Genomic DNA, 17,601 nt, shown 5'->3' with positions numbered 1-17,601 from the left:
ATTGACGGGCACGACGCCCGCAAGGAGCTCGCTCGATCGGTTGGATCGGCGCTCTGCCGCGTCCGATGGAATACAGCGCCAAGTCTCGGGTGGCTACAAATTATGCAGATCGACTTAAAAAGGCGGCAGATGACGCCGTGGCGCTCAATCGAATAGGGCAGTAGCGCTGTCGCGATTGGAATGCGCTGCGACGATGCGCTGCATCATGTCGATGAACACGGCTTGCTCCCTTTCACTTAAATTTTCGAGCGTGGCGCGGTGCGCGGCGCGCGCCGAGGCCTCGATTTTTGCCAGAAGCGTCGCTCCCGCCGGCGTCAATTTACAGAGCCGCGCGCGGCGGTCCTCATCATCCACGGCTCTCTCGACGAAATTGCGGGCGGCCAGTCGCTTGAGCGCTCCGGTCGTCGTCGTCCTGTCCAGCGCAATATCGGCCGCCAATGTGGTCTGATCGGCGGTTTTCCGCACCGCAAGCGCCGAAAGCAGGCTGTATTGCAACGGTGTGATCTCGAATTCACCGCATGCTTCCTGAAATAGCGCGACATGGATCTGGTGCAGCCGCCGGATCAGAAAGCCCGGTCGTTCTGACAGCGGCCAGGGGCGATGTCTGGTCTCGCCAGGACGCTTTTTTGCTTTCCGCAACGCACTCTCCCAGCCTCGGAACATCGATGCGATTAGCTCGATTCGATGGGCTTCGCCACGAAGATCATGGCATGAAGTTTGCTCTTGTAAAATACGAAGTATGCTTCGTATTCTGCCGGAGGCGGGGTGACGCCGCCAGCGAATACAGGGGAGATTGTTCATGCCGATCAGCGCCACCTTCGACCAGCTTCTGCGCGGCGGCCGTGTGATCTGCCCGGCCTCCGGCATTGATGGGATCAGGGACGTCGCCATCCGCAACGGCAAGATCGCGGCGGTGCAGAGTGACATTTTGCCGACCAGCGCCAGAGAGGTGATCGACGTAACCGGCAAGCTGGTATTGCCCGGCCTGATCGATACCCACGCGCATGTCTATCAGTATGTTACCGGTCGCTTCGGCATGAATGCCGACATGGTGGGCGTCCAGTCCGGCGTGACGACATTGGTCGATCAGGGCGGTCCGTCATGCATGACGTTGCCGGGTTTCCGGCACTTCGTCGCCGCGCCTGCGAAGTCGCGCGTTTATGCATTCCTGTCGGCTTACCTGGTGGGCGGGCTCGAGGGCCACTACTATCCGCAACTCTATAGTCCTGAAGGTGTCGATATCGACGCCACGGTGAAGGCGGCGACCGCCAATCTCGATATTGTTCGCGGCATCAAGGCCCATGCGGAAATCGGCGGTTTCGCGCGCTGGGGCATTCGCGTCATCGAAATGGCGGCCGAGATCGGACGCCGCGCCGATCTGCCGGTCTATGTGCATTTCGGTCAGCTCTGGGGCCTGCCCGAAAGCGGCACCAACGGTGAAGACGTCGATACGATTTTGGCGCGCGTGATTCCCTTGCTGCGCGAAGGCGATGTGCTGGCGCATCCGTTCACGCGCCATCCCGGAGGCTTCGTCAATCGTGAGGGAGAAGTGCACCCAGTGATTCAGGCGGCGCTCGATCGCGGCCTGAAGGTCGACGTCGGTCACGGCAGCCATTTCTCCTATCGTCTCGCCAAAAAAGCGATTGCCGCCGGTATCATTCCGACCACGCTCGGCGCGGACATTCACGGCTACAACACCCACGTGCCTGCGCCCGCCGGCACGCCCGACCAGCATGAGGACGACGAGAATCATCCGTTCGCCGGCCAGGCCAAGTTCAGTCTGGTCCAGGCGATGAGTTCGATGATGGCGCTCGGCCTCGCGCTGGAACAGGTCGTGCCGATGGTCACATCCAATCCGGCGAGGATGCTCGGCCGTGCTGACGAAATCGGCGCCCTCAAGATTGGCAGGGACGCCGACATCTCGGTGGTCGGAGAGCGAACCGGACGATTTGTCCTTCGCGACAACGAGAACAATGAAGTCATCGCCGAGCGTCTGCTGCAGCCTGAGTTCTGTCTGCGCGCCGGCGCGCGATACGACGCAGTGGCGCCAATTCTGCCGCAGGCCGTTGCGGCGTAAGGGAGCGTCAGTTCGATCGAGGAGAACGTCACCGTGCGCAATGAGCGCGAGTTTCCTTTCGCAGGTGGAGCGGGCGCCGGACAAGGCGTCGGCGCTCGGATGCCGCGAAAGGAAGACGATCGGCTGATGCGAGGCCGCGGCCAGTTCGTGGCCGACATCCGCCTTGCCGGGTTGCAGGACGTCGCGTTTGTGCGCAGCCCTTTGGCGCATGCGCTGATCCGCGGCATAGACGTGCCGGAGCGTTATTGCGCCAACGTTTTTACCGCGGCGGATCTGGCCGGCGTCAATCCGATCCGCGCGGTTTCAGGGTTGCCGGGATTCAAGATTTCCGAGCAGCCGGTGCTTGCCACCGGCAAGGTGCGCCAGGTCGGCGAACTCGTCGCCATGTGCGTAGCGCACACGCGTGCCGAAGCCGAGGACATCGCGGCGGCGGTGACGCTCGATCTCGAAGAGCTTCCTGCCGTCTATGACATGCGGAAGGCGCGTGAGCCGGGTTCGGCGCTGGTGCATGAGCATTGGGGCGATAACGTCTTTCTCGAAACCAATTTCGAGGTCGACATCTCCAAGGCGTTCGATGCGCCGATCAAGGTGTCGCGCGAGATATCGACCGCGCGGCAATGCATGGCGCCGCTCGAGGGGCGAGGCGTGGTCGCGACCTTCGATCACCGCCTTGATCAAATCACGCTCTATTCCTCGGCCCAGATGCCGCACATCACGCGGAGCGGCCTTGCCGAATGCCTCGGCATCGAGCAGGGTCAGATACGCATCGTTTCGCCTGATGTCGGTGGCGGTTTTGGCCACAAGGGAATCCTTCTGCCGGAGGAAGTCTGCCTTTCCTGGCTGACGATGCGTCGCAGCCATCCGGTACGCTGGACCGAGGATCGCCGCGAGCATCTCACCGCCAGCTCGAACTGCCGCGAGCACCATTACAAGATCACCGTCTATGCCGATCGTGACGGTCGGCTGCGCGGCATCGACTGCGAAGCGACCGTCGATTCCGGCGCTTACTCGTCCTATCCGTTCTCGGCGTGCCTTGAGGCGGCGCAGATCGCCAGCATCCTGCCGGGACCTTATTTGATGCCGGCCTATCGCTGCCGGACGTTTTCGGTCGCGACCAACAAGTGTCCGATCTTGCCGTATCGCGGCGTGGCGCGTACCGGCGTTTGCTTCGCGCTGGAACTGATGCTCGATCTGGTCGCGGCAGAAGCCGGGCTGGAACCGGGCGAAGTGCGCCTGCGCAATCTGGTGCAGCCCGAGCAGATGCCGTTCGACAATATCACCAATAAGCACTTCGACAGCGGCGATTATCCCGAGGCGATGCGACGCGCCCTGGCAGCTATCGACATCGAAGGCGTGCGTGAACGCCAGCGCAACGGCGAGGCAGATGGACGCCGAATCGGCGTCGGCCTCTCCATCTATTGCGAGCAGGCCGCGCATGGGACCTCGGTCTATTCCGGCTGGGGCATTCCGATGGTGCCCGGCCATGAACAGGCGTCGGCGCGCTTGACACCGGACGGCGGCCTCGAAGTCAGGGTCGGCGTGCATTCGCATGGGCAGGGCATGGAGACGACGCTGGCCCAGGTCGCGCACGAGATGCTGGGCGTCGATGTCGCCAAGGTACGCCTGATCCTCGGCGACACGGCGATGACGCCATATTCGACCGGCACCTGGGGATCGCGTTCGATGGTAATGGCAGGCGGCGCGGTCGCAACCGCGTGCCGCGAACTGGGCGAGCGCGCCAGACGCATCGGCGCCAAGCTGTTGCAGCACGAACCGGCTGCGGTGGTGCTGCAGAACGGCGAAGTTCGCGGCATCAACGGCAGTGTCACCTTGAAGGAGATCGCCCATACTTGGTATCGCCGACCGCAGGATCTGCCTGCTGACGTCGATCCCGGCGGACTGGAGGTCACGGCAGGCTACAAGCCGCAGCGCGATACCGGGACCTTCAGCTATGCCGCGCATGCCGCGGTCGTCGCCGTCGATCCGGATCTCGGAGCAGTCGAGATCCTCGATTACGTCATCGTCGAAGACGGCGGCGTTCTCGTCAATCCGATGGTCGTGGACGGCCAGATCTATGGTGGTCTCGCCCAGGGCATCGGCACTGCGCTGTACGAGGAGATGCCGTTCGATGCAGCCGGCCAGCCGCTGGCGACGACGCTTGCGGATTATCTGTTGCCCGGGCCGACCGAAGTGCCGGCGCCACGTCTCGATCACATGGAGACGCCATCGCCTTACACGCAGTTCGGCGTGAAGGGCATCGGCGAGGGCGGCGCCATCGCTCCGCCCGCCGCGATCGCCAACGCCGTCAACGACGCGCTGCGGCCGCTCGGCGCTGAACTGATGCAGTCGCCGATTACGCCATATCGCGTCGTCGAGGCGATTCTGGCCGCGCGCGACGCAGAAAGGCCGGCGGCATGAAACCGGCGCCTTTCGGCTACGAACGTCCACGCGACTTGCAGGCGGCACTTGCCGTGCTCGGCGAGGCCAAAACTTCCGCCAAGATCATTGCCGGCGGCCAGTCGCTTGGTCCCATGCTCAATCTGCGGCTGGTGGAACCGCAGTTGATCGTCGACATCACCGGTCTTGCCGAACTCAAGCAGGTTGAGCGTCGTGGCGACGAACTCGTGCTCGGGGCCTGTGTCACCCATGCGGACATTGAGGATGGACGCATTCCGGACGTCACGCGCGGCGCCATGCAGGGCGTCGCCGGCAACATCGCCTACCGCGCGGTCCGCAATCGCGGCACGGTCGGCGGATCTCTCAGCCATGCCGATCCCGCGGCAGACTGGGTATCCGCGCTGTCGGCGCTGGGTGCGAGATTGACGCTGCGAAGCCTTTCAGGCGCGCGGATGGTGGCGATGGAGAACTTCATCGTCGGTGCGCTCGAATCGGCGCTGCGCGATGGCGAGATCGTCGAAACCATTCATGTCCCGGCGATCCCGGCAACGGCGCACTGGGGTTATGGCAAGAGTTGCCGCAAGACAGGTGAATTCGCGCATGCGATCGGCGCAATCCTGATCGATCCGAGCGCTGCAACCGCCCGCGTCGTGATCGGTGCGATCGACTCGGCGCCGATCGTCATCACGAGTGCGGCAGAGCTGTTCGGCGGACGCATTGCCGGCGATTATAAGGATCGCTTCGATGCGCGTGTCGCTGATGTCCTGCTGGCAAAAGCGGGCGTCTCGAATGCCGCGCATCGCCATATTCATGTGAACGTGCTCAAGCGAGCGGTCAGCGAGGCCGCCGCATGAACATGATTGCACTCACCGTGAACCAACGCGCGGTGCGGGCTCTTGCGGAGCCGCGCACCCACCTCGCAGATTTCGTTCGCGAGAAGCTGGATCTGACCGGGACCCATCTCGGTTGCGAGCACGGCGTCTGCGGGGCGTGCACCGTGTTGCTCGACGGGGTGCCGGCGCGTTCGTGCATCACCTATGCGGTGGCCTGCGAAGGGGCAGAGGTCACCACGATCGAAGGACTCGATGAGGACGAGGTTACGACAGAACTGCGCGCGGCCTTCACCCGCGAGCATGCGCTGCAGTGCGGTTACTGCACACCGGGAATGCTGGTCTCGGCGCGCGATTTGGTGATGCGTCTGCCGCAAGCCGACGAGCGCCTGATCCGCGTTGGTTTGAGCGGCAATCTGTGCCGGTGCACCGGCTATGTCGGCATCGTGCGGGCGGTGCAATCGGTAATCGAAGCGCGGCGTGCCCGCGATATCGCGCCGATGCGGGATGGAGGGCGAAAGATCCTGGGTCCTGTTGGCTCAGGTCGAAGCGTGCACGACGGTGCCGACCGGGCCGAACGCATTCGGCCGGCAGCAAGCGAACAAACGTCGCCCGAAGCGGTCGGTCCGGCCCCTTCGATCCCGGATTTCATCCCGGCCACCGTCCTGGAGCAGCAGTTCAGCGTTGCGCACCCGCCTGAGCAGGTCTTTGCGATGTTCGACGACATCGCGGCCGTCGCGGCCTGCCTGCCCGGCGCATCGCTGACGGCGCCGCCGAAGCCGGACCACGTCGAAGGTGCGATCCGGGTCAGGATTGGCCCGATCGCCGCGACATTCCAGGGGGCCGCACGCGTCGAGCGAAACCCCGCCGATATGTCCGGCCGCATCGTCGGCGTCGGCAACGACCGGCGCAGCCGGTCGTCGACGCAGGGCGAAATTCGTTATCGGCTGGTGCCGATCGAGCAGGGGACACGTGTCGAACTTTCCATCGGCTACACGCTTACGGGCATGCTGGCGCAGGTCGGAAGACCAGGGCTGGTACGCGATCTCGCGGCGCGATTGATCGCGGAGTTTGCCGGCAATCTCGACCGCCGCCTCTCGGGCGCGTCACCGGGCGTTGCTACGGCGGCCGAGCTGAACGGAATGGCGCTGGTTTTCGGCCTCTTGCGCGCGCGGGTCGCGGGTTGGGTTGGCCGTTTCTTATCCAAGAATGATGGAGCGACGTGATGAATCGACGTCTCCGCGCGGCGCGGAAACCACGAGGGTTGGACTGCGGATAGATGAACAGCGTGAGATTGGAGAACCACATGATACGGACTTTCAGACTTGTTCCGACGGTTGCGCTGGCGTTCGCCTTGCTGGGTAGTGTCGCCAACGCTCAAACCATCAAGATCGGCGTCAATGAGCCCCTGACGGGGGCGTTCGCCGCGTCCGGCACCTACGTTGTCAACGGCGCCAAGATCGCTGCCGATGAGATCAACGCAAAGGGCGGCATTCTAGGCAAAAAGCTCGAACTCGTCATCGAGGACAACAAGAGCAATCCTACGGAAGCAGCCGCAGTCGCTGAAAAGCTGATCACGAGCGACAAGGTGCCGGTGCTGATGGGAGCATGGGGCTCGAGCCTCACGCTTGCCGTGATGCCCAAGCTGATGGAATACGAGACGCCGATGGTGGTCGAGACCTCCTCGTCGGGCAAGATCACCACGACCGGCAATCCCTACATCTTCCGCATCTCGCCGCCGTCGGCGATCGAGGCCGCGGCGTTCAAGGGAATCGTCGACAAGCTCGAACTGAAGAAGGTCGATTTCCTCGTCATCAACAATGACTGGGGTCGCGGCACCGCCGAAGACTTCAGCAAGATGATGAAGGAGAAGGGTATCGCGGTCGGAGCCGTCGAAACCATGGATCAGGGCGCCCAGGATATGAGCGCGCAGCTTTCCAAGCTGAAGGGCACTGATTCCGAGACCATCATCGTGACGACGGCGGTGGACCAGCTCACGCTGATCTTCAAGCAGGCCGCCGCACTCGGCCTCAAGAAGCGCATCATCACCACCGGCGGCTCACAGAATCCGGATCAGATCATCGCTCAGGCGGGTGCCGCCGCGAATGGCACCATGCATCTGACGACCTTCCTGCCCTGGTTCCCCGAGAAGACGCCGAACCCGGAGGCGACCAGCTACTTCATCGCCGAATGGAAGAAGCGCGGTTACGACTTCGCGGGCTGCACCGAAAGCTTCCGTGGCTATGACGGCATCCGCACCGCGGCGGCGGCGATCGAGAAGGCCGGCAAGGCGGAGCCTGCGGCGATCAAGGCGGCACTTTGGGACATCAAGGTGAAGGGTCTGAACGGCGATATCGTGTTCCGCAAGTCCGGTCCCGAAGGCAAGGAAAGCGGCCAGAGCCAGCCCAACGTGTATCTGATCGAAATCACCGATGGCAAGATCGGCATGAAGACGCTCTGACGTCACGCTGCTGGTCGGCGAGGACGGCGGCGAATCCGCGGCCCTCGCCGGCATCTGGATATCTGGGAGCCACCTTGAGCGAGTTTCTGCAACATCTGATCAACATGCTGGTGCTCGGCGGCACCTATGCCCTGCTGGGCATCGGTCTCACCTTGATCTTCGGCATCATGAACGTCGTGAACTTCACGCACGGGGTGCTATATACGTTCGGCGCCTACATCATGTTCATCGTGGTGCATCAGCTCGGAATTAATTTCTTCCTTGCGCTGCCCCTCGCCGTTGTCGCCGGCTGGCTTCTTGGGGCGGCGATCGAATTGACCTTGCTGCGGCCGCTGCGCGGCTCCGACATCGACACGACCATGCTGGTCATGATCGGCGCCTGGATCGCGATGCAGTCCGGCGCCTTGTGGATATGGGGCGGCGTGGCGAAATCGGTGGCCACGCCGTTCCCCGAGGCGCCACTGGTGCTGGGACCGGTCTCGGTGTCCTGGTTGCGACTGTTTGTCCTTGCCGCAGCGGCGATGCTGATCGTCGTCACCTATCTCCTGATCAACAGGACAAAACTCGGCTGTGCGATGCGGGCGACCTTTCAGGATCAGGACACCGCATCGCTGATGGGCGTTAACGTCGACCTGATCTACACCTCGACCTTCGCAATCGGTTCCAGCCTTGCCGCCGCGGCAGGCGCACTGCTCGGTCCGGTCTACGTCATCTTCCCGCAGATGGGCGATCTCGCCGCCGTCAAGGCATTCGCGATCGTGATCCTTGGCGGGCTCGGCAACATCACCGGCGCGGTGATTGGCGGTTTCATCCTGGCGCTCGCCGAAGAACTCGGCGCCGGCTACGTTTCCTCGGGATATCGCGACGCCATGGGCTTTTTGATCATTATCGCGGTTCTGATCTTCAAGCCGACCGGACTTTTCGCCCGCTCGGAGCGCGTCGGATGAAGTCAGGGGTCGCCATTCTCACGATCCTCGCGTTCGCATCGGTGCCGCTCTGGCTGCGCGATCCGTATCTCATGAACGCGCTGATCACGACCGGCATCTTCATCATTGGAGCGATGAGCCTCAATCTGCTGCTTGGGTTTACCGGTCAGCTCAGCCTCGGTCACATCGCGTTCTTCGGCATTGGCGCTTATGTCAGCGCATTGACGTCGCTTGGCTTCGATGTCGGGTTGCCCTTCGGCTTTCGCGTCGTTCACACCCCCTGGCCGCCAATCGTCGGCTTCGTGTTGGCCATCGTCGTTGCGGGATTGTGCGGATATCTCGTGGGGCTGTTGTCGTTTCGCGTGCGCGGCGCTTACTTCGTGATCGTGACGATTTCCTTTGCCGAAGTGGTCCGGCTGGTGGCGCTGAATTGGGTTGAGCTGACGCAGGGCCCGCTGGCGTTGACCAACATTCCTTCGATTACGATCGGATTGCCGGGTCTTGGTTATCTGACCCTCCGCAACAAACTGCAGAACTATTACCTCGTGCTTGCCGTCGCGGTCGTCACCTATGTTCTGATCTCGCGCCTGGTCCATTCGCATTTCGGCCGCGCCATGCGCGGGTTGATGGAAAACGAAACGCTGGCGGTATCCGTCGGCATCGACGTGACAAAGACGCTGACTTTGGCAGCGGTGATCTCGGCAGGGATCGCAGGCGCGGCCGGCAGTCTCTACGCACACTACATCCGGATCATCGATCCCGAAGTGTTTGCTTTCATCAACACGGTGACGATGGTGATCATGGTCATCACCGGCGGCAAGGGCTCGCTGGCGGGGCCCATCGTCGGTGGCATGATCTTTGGGCTGTTGCCTGTGTTTCTGCGGCCGATCATGGCGCCGGAGGCGCAATGGATCGCGTATGGCGGTGTGCTGATCGTTATCCTGTTCGTATTGCCGCGCGGCATCGTGCCGTCGCTGGCGTTGCGATTTGCGAAACCGCGGAGCCGGGTCGAGACGGTTGTTGCTCCGGTTGCATTCTCCGAACGCGACGCCAAGGAGCACGCGTGATGATAGCGACCGCCTTGAAGGTCGAGAAGGTCGCTGTGCACTTCGGGGGGCTCGTTGCGCTCTCGGACATGAACTTCACGGTAGGCGAGGGTGAGATTGTAAGCCTGATCGGGCCTAACGGCGCCGGCAAGACGACGGCTTTCAACGTCGTTACGGGCTTTCTTGACCCAACCCGCGGTGCCGTGAGCTATCGTGGAACCGCGCTCAATGGATTGAAGCCGCATCAGATCGCTGATCTCGGTTTGGCCCGCACTTTCCAGCGCACCAGCGTTTTTCCGAACGACACCGTTTACGACAATCTGCTGGTCGGGCTGCACCGTCAGGGGAGAGTCAGCCTTCTCGCAGCCATTCTGGGGCTGCCGCGCGCGCGGTCTTCGGAGCGCCGTTTGCGGGAGCGCGCCAGCGAATTGATCGAATGGGTTGGGCTCGAACGCCGCGCCTACGATCTTGCGGGCTCGCTGTCCTATGGCGAGCAGCGTCTTGTCGGTGTGGCGCTGGCACTGGCCGCCGAGCCGTCGATGCTGCTGCTCGACGAGCCGGTCTCCGGCATGAACGCCTCGGAAACCCACACCTTCGTGCAGTTGGTTCGCAACATCCGGGATCGCGGCGTCACCATCCTGCTCGTCGAGCACGACATGCCGATGGTGATGAGCGTCTCTGATAGAATTGTGGTGCTGAACTACGGCCGGATCATTGCCGAGGGACCGCCGGACGTGATCCGGAACGATCCGGCTGTCATCGAGGCCTATCTCGGGCAGGGAGCGACACGTGCTTGAGATCCGCGACATGGTGTGTGGCTATGGCGGTGTAACCGCTCTTCGCGGCATTTCGCTGGAGGTCAAGGCCGGGCAGCTCGTCGCCCTGATCGGTGCCAACGGCGCCGGCAAGAGCACCACGCTGCGCGCGATCTCCGGGCTCGTTGCACCGCATTCGGGATCGATGCTGTTCGAAGGCAGGGACATCGCGGGCGCCAAGCCGCCGCGCGTGGTGGCGAGCGGGATCGCGCATTGTCCGGAAGGACGGCGGGTATTTCCGCACATGACGGTCGAGGAAAATCTCGACATGGGGGCCTATCTGCGCAGCAGTGGTGCCGAGATCGCGGCGGACCGCGATCGGATCTATGCCGAATTTCCGCGCCTGGCCGACCGCAAGCGGCAGGCCGCCGGCACCTTGTCAGGCGGGGAGCAGCAGATGCTGGCGATTGGCCGGGCGCTGATGTCACGTCCACGCCTGATCATGTTCGACGAGCCTTCCCTTGGGCTCGCGCCCAACATCGTCGAGCGAACTTTTGCCATCATCCGCGGCATCCGCGATGCCGGAACGACGGTCCTGCTGGTGGAGCAGAACGCGTTTGCGGCGCTCGAGATGTGCGACCACGCCTATCTGCTGGAAGGCGGCCGTATTGTTCTTTCCGGGGCTGGTGCGGAGATGATCGAGAACGAGCACGTGCGAAAGGCCTATCTTGGCGGATGAGCGGCCCGAAACGGCGGCATTGTCAGGCGATGGGCAATGGATGCCGGTCTGCGGGTTCAGCCGGCTGATTTCGGAAACGATCGTCTGTGTCCGCGTGACCGGCGTCGATTTGATCCTGGTCTGGAGCGAAGGACGCGCGGTCGCCTGCGAACGGATGTGTCCGCACGAACAGGCCGACCTCAGTCTCGGACACTTGTCGGGAGGGCGCTTGTTCTGTCCCCGTCACGCGGCTTCGTTCGATCTCCGTAATGGCCGGATTTCCTACGGCTGGCCGAGCCGGCCGTTGCGGCTATACCCGATCCAGATCAGGGACGACCAAGTCTGGATGGACGCAGGCGCGATCAAGACGCCAATAATCCAGGCAAGTGCTATAGGACGAGCTTGCGGGCGATATCGACAAGCGCGCCGTCGGGGCGTCGCAGTTCTGCGAGGATGCTGAAATGGTCCGCGCCTTCGATCGGGAAGAGCTTGCCGGGCCCGCCAGCGGCGATACGCATTTCATGAAGCTTGATTGAATCGAAAACTAGCGCCGGTAGTTCGGCCGTGCCATAGGCGATGTCGAGGCGCTTGTGGACGGCGGGGAGGCGAAGCGGCGATAATGCCGCGACTTCCGCGCTGGTTAGCTTCAGCGCATTGTTAAGGCCAGTATCGCGGATGGGCCCAAGATCGTACACGCCGGAAATCGCCAGTCCTGCGGCGACGCGCGGATGATCAAGTGCCATTGCAACGAGGTGGGCGCCAGCCGACCAGCCCGAAAGCACGACGGGCCCGGAGATGTCGTGCGCCTCTCCGTTTTTGGCCAACCAATCGAGCGACTGGGATATCTCCGCTACGATGTCCGTCAACGAAACGTCGGGCGCCAGCGAATATCCGGGAATGGCAACCGACCAGCCATGGGCCGCGACGCCTTCGACCAGCATTGCAAATACTTCACGCGAATTGCGCTGCCAGTAACCGCCGTGCAGAAAGACCAGGCAGGGTGCTGTCTTGTCGGCGGCCGGATAAAGATCGACCTTCGTCCTTTCGCGGTCGCCATAGGGAACATCAAGAAAGGACTTGCGGCTGGCGCGCAGCGTTTCGGACATCTGGTTTCTTTCGGCGATCAGCGCTGCGCTGTTCTTTACCGCCGCATTGTTGTCATAGGCAGCGTCGCGCTCGGCTTGGGAAAGCGCAGCCCAGTTCAGCCGGGGATCTGAAGGCCTATCCTTTGTCGCCATGGTATCGTTCACACAAATTGCTCCTGCAGCAGTACTACGTGTTCTTGGGGCCAGTATATTCGCGCGGCCCGTGCCGGCAATCGAAAGATCGGCAAGTGCTGTGCTTTACATATTGGTACACCTTGGCAAACTCGTTAGCGTCACAGTTTTTCGTGCGCTTGCTGCGCCATCAGGCAGACGTCATCGTAACGCCAGGCACTGAGTTCGGGTCCTTATCCGAACAGTATCAGGCTGAATTTCTCTCAAGAGCGTCCCGCAGCAGTGGCTGCGGCGAGACGCATCGTCGAGATGGTGCATCGGTACCAGAGGTGAGGAGCGGTGCCGTTGAATCTGTCCCGTTGCACCGGGACGCTACCCATCTGGCAGATGCCGATGGACGACCTCGCGCGATGGATTGGATGAGATATCGTAGGTTTGGTTGGTGCGAGAAGAGTTTTCCCCGCTACCAGGGACCGCGATTTCGCACGCGAGACGACGATTTACTGCGATCGTGTATTGCAGATGGTAGCGGTTCTGACGCAGGCGTGATCAAAGCTGGAGCAGTGATGGTCGACGCTGGACGCGGACCGCCTTGGCACGAGGAGTGTTTATATCCGTTCATCCAAATGAGTGACCTTGGCGGCAAACTGGTAACCGCCATTACGGACAGTCTTGAAAATTTGAGCTGTGCCGCCGAGTGCAAGTTTACGTCGCAGGCGGCTGACCAGCACATCAATCGAGCGGTCCAGGACGTCTTCATCGCGCCCCCTTGTCAGATCGAGCAATTGGTCCCGTGAGAGCACGCGGCCGGGACGAGTGAGAAGCAGATCAAACTCGGCGCCCGTTAGCTCAATGTTGCCACCGTCCGGATCGACCACCGAACGGGCAAACGGATCGGCTACGAAGCCTTCAAAAAGATAGCGAACCCTCCCGTTCCGCGTGAAACGGTCATCTTGACCGCGACGAAGGACTGCGCGGATGCGAGCGACAAGCTCGCGCGGATTGAACGGCTTTCCGAGGTAGTCGTCGGCGCCGATCTCGAGACCGATGATCCGGTCTACGTCTTCCTTCAGCGCAGTGAGCAGAATGATCGGGACATTCGACCGCTCCGAGCGAAGATCGCGACAAAGATCGAGCCCGGATCCATCGGGCAGCATGACATCGAGGACGATGAGATCGATCTGGCTGGTCGCAATCCGCTCCCGCACTTCTGCACACTTCGAAGCGAGTTGCACACGAAATCCTTGCTCCTTCATGTAGCGCGCCAGAAGCTTTCGAATTTCAAGGTCATCATCGACAACGAGAATTTGCGGTATGTGCATCGGCATTCAGTCCAGTCACATCGAGGCAGGTTGGGGCGGGTTTTGTAACAAAGGTTGTCCTCAACTCACTTGGACATCTTTCGACACAAAGGGCGGTGGATCAGCAACATTCGGTCATGTGCGGCCAGATTCCAAGACATGTGAGCCGGCTATCAAGGGCCCAAGGTTCAACCACCAGGGGGTCTGAATGCGCTCCACCGCCACAATCAATCGATCCAGGTCCTATGAGGCTTTTCCTTTCTGCAGCCCATGTCGGGTCAGGTATCGCATGTCGCGCTTGATCCGGCTTCTACGGAGGAGGTGTTTTTTAAGCACATGTCAGCAGTTATCGGGTGTGATGGCCTTGATGTTGGTTGCGGCAATACGCTTAGCACATTTTGCGGGTGGAAGTTCGGCAGCGACGCTTGTTCAGGTCCTTCTCGCCGCGGGGCCATCAAGGTCGCCATCGAAGCGGAGGCCGCGCTGCGAGATCGGGCGCCACTCCGTATCAAGCTACCAGCCATGGAATGGAATCGACGCCCGTCGGCCGCATTATTCGAAGTTTGCCGCGATGTTGGCCCTTGTTAGCTTGCTGCCAGGCTGCGCGACTGCCCCGCTTGTGCAAGGTGGCGGTTTATCGTCCTACGATGGACTGAAGCCATCCGATGGCAAGGTCACGAAGTCGCGCCTTCACGCAAAAAAGGAGCAACTGGCGGCGGCGAAGACCATCAACATAGCACCGACGGCCTTCTCTCCTAACGTCGCACCAACGCTATCGAACGAGCAGCGGGTGCTGGTGGCGAACGCCGTGAACCGCGCCCTGTGTAAGCCTCAGCGATCGCTTCAAGGTTGTGACGCCGGACGTCCCAGCGGACCTCACCGTGCGCGCCGCCGTTACCCGTGCAACAGAGACAGACGAGGTCGCAGCGGGCATCTCGGCCGCGACCTCAATAGGTGCAAGTTTTGTGGATACCAGTGTTCCGATCCCGATCCCGCGCATTCCGATCGGCTTGGGAGATCTCTCCATCGAGGCTGAAGCAGTCGACCGCTCGGGCCGACAGCAGGCGGCCATGGTCTGGGGTAGAGGTGCCACCGCCTTTTTCAGCACACCCAGGGCATCGAAAGCGAGTGACGCGTACGACTTGGCGGGGGCATTCGGCGATGACTTCGCAAAACTGCTCAGCAAGGGTGAGAGCCCTTTCGAAGGTGCCGGCATCGGTCTTCTATAAAGGCAATGAGCACATAACGACCCGAATGTCGGTGATTGTTGACCGTTGCGAGAGCCAGGCATTCGCCGCATTGACGAAACGAAATGATGGCTGTGCCGCGGCGCTGTGCCGGAGAAGACCGCAGGGCGACCGATCTCTGGGTGCCCGATCTGAATCTGCCGCTCGCGGATATGCTGCCAACGAGCTACGTGACGTGCGTGCGTCAGTACAACGTATTTCTGCGTAACCCGGTTAGTCTCAGACGGCCTTCTCGCTCGTAATTTCCATTTGTTTCAGGTAAAGAACCGGCGGAATCGAAATCGTCATGGGACCTTTATCGCCTGGTTAGAACGGTGGGTTCAGATAAAGCGGTGTTGGCGATCGAGAAAAGTGCTTGCCCGACTGCAAGGCCAATAAGGGTTATCACGTTGCAGAGTCGTTAAGTATTGATCAGTGAGGCGATCGCCTCTCGGATCCAGCGTTGTCCGCTGTGTCCCTGACTGCGCTCGTGCCACACCATCCCGACGGCGAAGCCTTCCACGGGGAACGGACAGTCCATCACCTTGAGCGTGTTGGAACGGTCGCGTACCAGCCTTTCCGGCACCAGAGCCACGAAGTCCGAGTCGGACACGATTTCAGGAACGAACAAGAATGAAGCGGCAGATAGCACCGCATTGCGCTTGTATCCGAGAGCAGCCAAAGCGCTGTCCACCGGTGTCACGAAGCCGCCGCCACCAAGGGACACGACTACGTGCTCCAGCCTGGCAAATTCTTCGACCGTGATCCCTTTCCGTAGTCGCGGATGCTTGCAGCGGCCGATAAGCACATAGCGTTCGTCGAACAGATGCCTGGTACGAAGACTGGGCCGCGCATCCTGTGGTGTCATCAGCACTAGGTCGACTTCACCGCGCGCCATCTGCGCCTCCAGCTGCGGCAGATCCAGATTGCGCAGCGCCACACGCACCCCGGGTGCCCGTGTTCTGAGTTCCACGACGAGCGGCTTGATCACCGCTGCCTGCAAATAGTCTGTGCAGGCTATGGCGACGGTTAGCTTGGCCTTGGCGGGATCGAAGTTCCTGTGCGTGGCGACGGTGGCGCGAACCTGGTCGAGCGCCTGGCGCAACGGGTCGAGCAGTTCGATTGCCTTGGCGGTCGGTGTCATCCCTCGCTGTGCAGGAATGAGCAATTGGTCATCGAGTTCATGCCTGAGGCGGTGTAGCTGCGCGCTTACCGCTGGTTGGCTCAGATGCAGGCGGGCCGCCGCCTTCGTGACGTTCTGCTCCACCAGCAGCGTCTCGAGAGTGACCAACAGATTGAGATCGAGGCGCTTGCTATCCATTGGATGGATAGTAGCCGAACATTTCTTCGATTTCAAATATAGCTCGGATCAGTCGAGACTTCGTGCACCAGGGCAGACCCGCGCCGCGCTCACCTGCGAGGCCATGGTGAGATCGGGCGGCAGCGTTTCACGCCCTCGAGAAAAGGAGAAATAGCATGATCCAAGCCGATACCTCCAAACCTTTGATAACCGTAGTCGGTGCCTCGAGTAAGCAAGGTCGAAGCGTCGCCGAGGCCTTGCTCGACAGCGGGCGCTACCGGGTGCGTGCCCTGACTCGGCGCCGCGACAGCCAGCCCGCGCAAATCCTGGCGGAGAAGGGCGCCGAAGTCGTGGTCGCGCCGCTTGAACCCGGCAAGCAGGCTGAACTGACCGCGGCTATGCGCGGCTCGGCAGGGGCGTTTTTGATGACGCCACCCATCGTCAAAGTGCCGCCCGCTGAACTTGAGTTTACTCTCGGCAAGGAATTGGCCGATGCGGCGGTGGCCGCTGGCGTCGGACATGTGGTTTTCAGCGGGCTCGAAAACGTCGAAGCGCGCACCGGCGGCACCAAGTGGGCGCCGCACTTTACTGACAAGGCGAAGGTAGTAGACTATATTCGCAGCCTGCCCATTCGCAGCTCGTTCGTGTACCTGGCGTTCTTCTACACCAACTTCCTTGAATATTATGTGCCGCAGCGCGGGAAGGACGGCATCACGTTTGCCATCTACTTGCCGCCGCACATCCCCATGCCGTTCTGTGATCCGCTCACTGCGGCTGGGCCGGCGGTGCGCGAGATTTTCGATCACCCGACGCAATACGCCGGCCAAACCCTGCCGGTTATCGGTGAGTTTCTCTCGGCGCAGGACATGGTGGACACGTTTGTGCGCGTCAGCGGGCAGCGGGCGCGCTACGCCTCCGCTTATTCGCGTGAAGATTTGTTGCGTCACTTTCCGGGTTTTGCCGCCGATGAGCATCTCGTCCGCGAGTTGGTGGGCATGGTCGAATACGCCGTCGAGTATGGCTACTTCGCCCCCGAGCGCGACCTGACGTGGAGCCGGAAAATCGATCCGCATGCGTTGACCTGGGAGCAATTCCTGAAACGCAGTCATTGGCAAGGCGACTTGCTGTCTTATGGCGCCGCTCCTGAGCCCGATCACGCCCAACTTGCACCGATGTGAGAACGGCTGCCGCCGGCTGACTGAGGTGCAGGCGGCGGCGGCCGCCTTACCAGCAACGCCTGCTATCCATGAGATGGATGGTAGCCAAAAGCTTTAGCGATTTGAGAATAGCGCTCAGACCAGCAAGAAATTCACTGGTCCATAACGCCAATAAAAAGCGCCGGTGCAG

General features: G+C 61.6%; 16 protein-coding genes. 12 read left to right on the top strand and 4 right to left on the bottom strand.

Annotated elements, in window-relative coordinates:
* Window positions 1-144: 144 nt before the first annotated feature.
* Window positions 145-816, bottom strand: coding sequence for a MarR family winged helix-turn-helix transcriptional regulator (locus YUO_RS41590; protein ID WP_235782816.1), 672 nt, complete (start codon window positions 814-816; stop codon window positions 145-147).
* Here YUO_RS41590 and YUO_RS0124620 point away from each other — a divergent pair.
* The 10 genes from YUO_RS0124620 (at window position 800) to YUO_RS45015 (ending at window position 11,670) form a co-directional block, all read left to right on the top strand.
* Complete coding sequence (locus tag YUO_RS0124620) at window positions 800-2,077, top strand: amidohydrolase/deacetylase family metallohydrolase (RefSeq protein WP_028349672.1); 1,278 nt, start codon at window positions 800-802, stop codon at window positions 2,075-2,077. The genes YUO_RS41590 and YUO_RS0124620 overlap by 17 nt on opposite strands.
* Window positions 2,078-2,176: 99 nt before the next feature.
* Window positions 2,177-4,495 carry a xanthine dehydrogenase family protein molybdopterin-binding subunit gene (locus YUO_RS0124615; protein WP_430649561.1) on the top strand — a complete coding sequence of 773 codons (2,319 nt, stop codon included), beginning with the start codon at window positions 2,177-2,179 and terminating at the stop codon, window positions 4,493-4,495.
* Window positions 4,492-5,328 carry an FAD binding domain-containing protein gene (locus YUO_RS0124610; RefSeq protein ID WP_028349670.1) on the top strand — a complete coding sequence of 279 codons (837 nt, stop codon included), beginning with the start codon at window positions 4,492-4,494 and terminating at the stop codon, window positions 5,326-5,328. The genes YUO_RS0124615 and YUO_RS0124610 overlap by 4 nt, the downstream gene beginning before the upstream one ends.
* Window positions 5,325-6,530, top strand: coding sequence for a xanthine dehydrogenase family Fe-S subunit (locus tag YUO_RS0124605; protein WP_028349669.1), 1,206 nt, complete (start codon window positions 5,325-5,327; stop codon window positions 6,528-6,530). Before YUO_RS0124610 ends, YUO_RS0124605 begins: the two co-directional genes overlap by 4 nt.
* A gap of 80 nt (window positions 6,531-6,610) precedes the next feature.
* Window positions 6,611-7,765 carry an ABC transporter substrate-binding protein gene (locus YUO_RS0124600; protein ID WP_028349668.1) on the top strand — a complete coding sequence of 385 codons (1,155 nt, stop codon included), beginning with the start codon at window positions 6,611-6,613 and terminating at the stop codon, window positions 7,763-7,765.
* 74 nt (window positions 7,766-7,839) lie between these two features.
* Entirely contained in the window at window positions 7,840-8,712 is an 873-nt protein-coding gene (locus tag YUO_RS0124595; protein WP_028349667.1) for a branched-chain amino acid ABC transporter permease, read from the top strand.
* Window positions 8,709-9,758, top strand: a complete 1,050-nt coding sequence (locus YUO_RS0124590) for a branched-chain amino acid ABC transporter permease (protein ID WP_028349666.1) — start codon at window positions 8,709-8,711, stop codon at window positions 9,756-9,758. Before YUO_RS0124595 ends, YUO_RS0124590 begins: the two co-directional genes overlap by 4 nt.
* Entirely contained in the window at window positions 9,758-10,534 is a 777-nt protein-coding gene (locus YUO_RS0124585) for an ABC transporter ATP-binding protein (protein ID WP_035727472.1), read from the top strand. Before YUO_RS0124590 ends, YUO_RS0124585 begins: the two co-directional genes overlap by 1 nt.
* Window positions 10,527-11,231, top strand: a complete 705-nt coding sequence (locus tag YUO_RS0124580; protein ID WP_028349664.1) for an ABC transporter ATP-binding protein — start codon at window positions 10,527-10,529, stop codon at window positions 11,229-11,231. The genes YUO_RS0124585 and YUO_RS0124580 overlap by 8 nt, the downstream gene beginning before the upstream one ends.
* Window positions 11,232-11,271: 40 nt before the next feature.
* Window positions 11,272-11,670 (top strand): Rieske (2Fe-2S) protein, encoded by a 399-nt coding sequence (locus tag YUO_RS45015; protein ID WP_083754699.1) that lies wholly within the window; start codon window positions 11,272-11,274, stop codon window positions 11,668-11,670.
* Here YUO_RS45015 and YUO_RS0124575 read toward each other — a convergent pair.
* Entirely contained in the window at window positions 11,600-12,448 is an 849-nt protein-coding gene (locus tag YUO_RS0124575) for an alpha/beta hydrolase (RefSeq protein WP_035727470.1), read from the bottom strand. The two genes, YUO_RS45015 and YUO_RS0124575, sit on opposite strands and share 71 nt — an antisense overlap.
* Before the next feature lie 587 nt (window positions 12,449-13,035).
* A complete protein-coding gene (locus YUO_RS0124570; RefSeq protein ID WP_051379618.1) occupies window positions 13,036-13,749 on the bottom strand; it encodes a response regulator in 714 nt (237 codons plus the stop codon).
* 860 nt (window positions 13,750-14,609) lie between these two features.
* On the opposite strand from YUO_RS0124570, the gene YUO_RS47885 reads away from it, so the two are divergent.
* Window positions 14,610-14,957 (top strand): DUF3313 family protein, encoded by a 348-nt coding sequence (locus tag YUO_RS47885; protein WP_235782815.1) that lies wholly within the window; start codon window positions 14,610-14,612, stop codon window positions 14,955-14,957.
* A gap of 418 nt (window positions 14,958-15,375) precedes the next feature.
* On the opposite strand, the gene YUO_RS0124560 is transcribed toward YUO_RS47885, so the two are convergent.
* Window positions 15,376-16,311, bottom strand: a complete 936-nt coding sequence (locus tag YUO_RS0124560; protein WP_347335942.1) for a LysR family transcriptional regulator — start codon at window positions 16,309-16,311, stop codon at window positions 15,376-15,378.
* Between the two features lie 119 nt (window positions 16,312-16,430).
* On the opposite strand from YUO_RS0124560, the gene YUO_RS41580 reads away from it, so the two are divergent.
* The gene (locus YUO_RS41580) at window positions 16,431-17,432 is read left to right on the top strand and encodes an NmrA/HSCARG family protein (protein WP_051379616.1); all 1,002 of its coding nucleotides are present in this window, start codon (window positions 16,431-16,433) and stop codon (window positions 17,430-17,432) included.
* The last annotated feature ends 169 nt before the right edge of the window (window positions 17,433-17,601 follow it).

The sequence above is a fragment of the Bradyrhizobium murdochi genome (assembly GCF_000472965.1).
Lineage (GTDB): Bacteria > Pseudomonadota > Alphaproteobacteria > Rhizobiales > Xanthobacteraceae > Bradyrhizobium > Bradyrhizobium murdochi.
The sequence above is the reverse complement of the archived record's forward strand: the minus strand, read 5'-3'. Positions and strand labels throughout refer to the sequence as shown.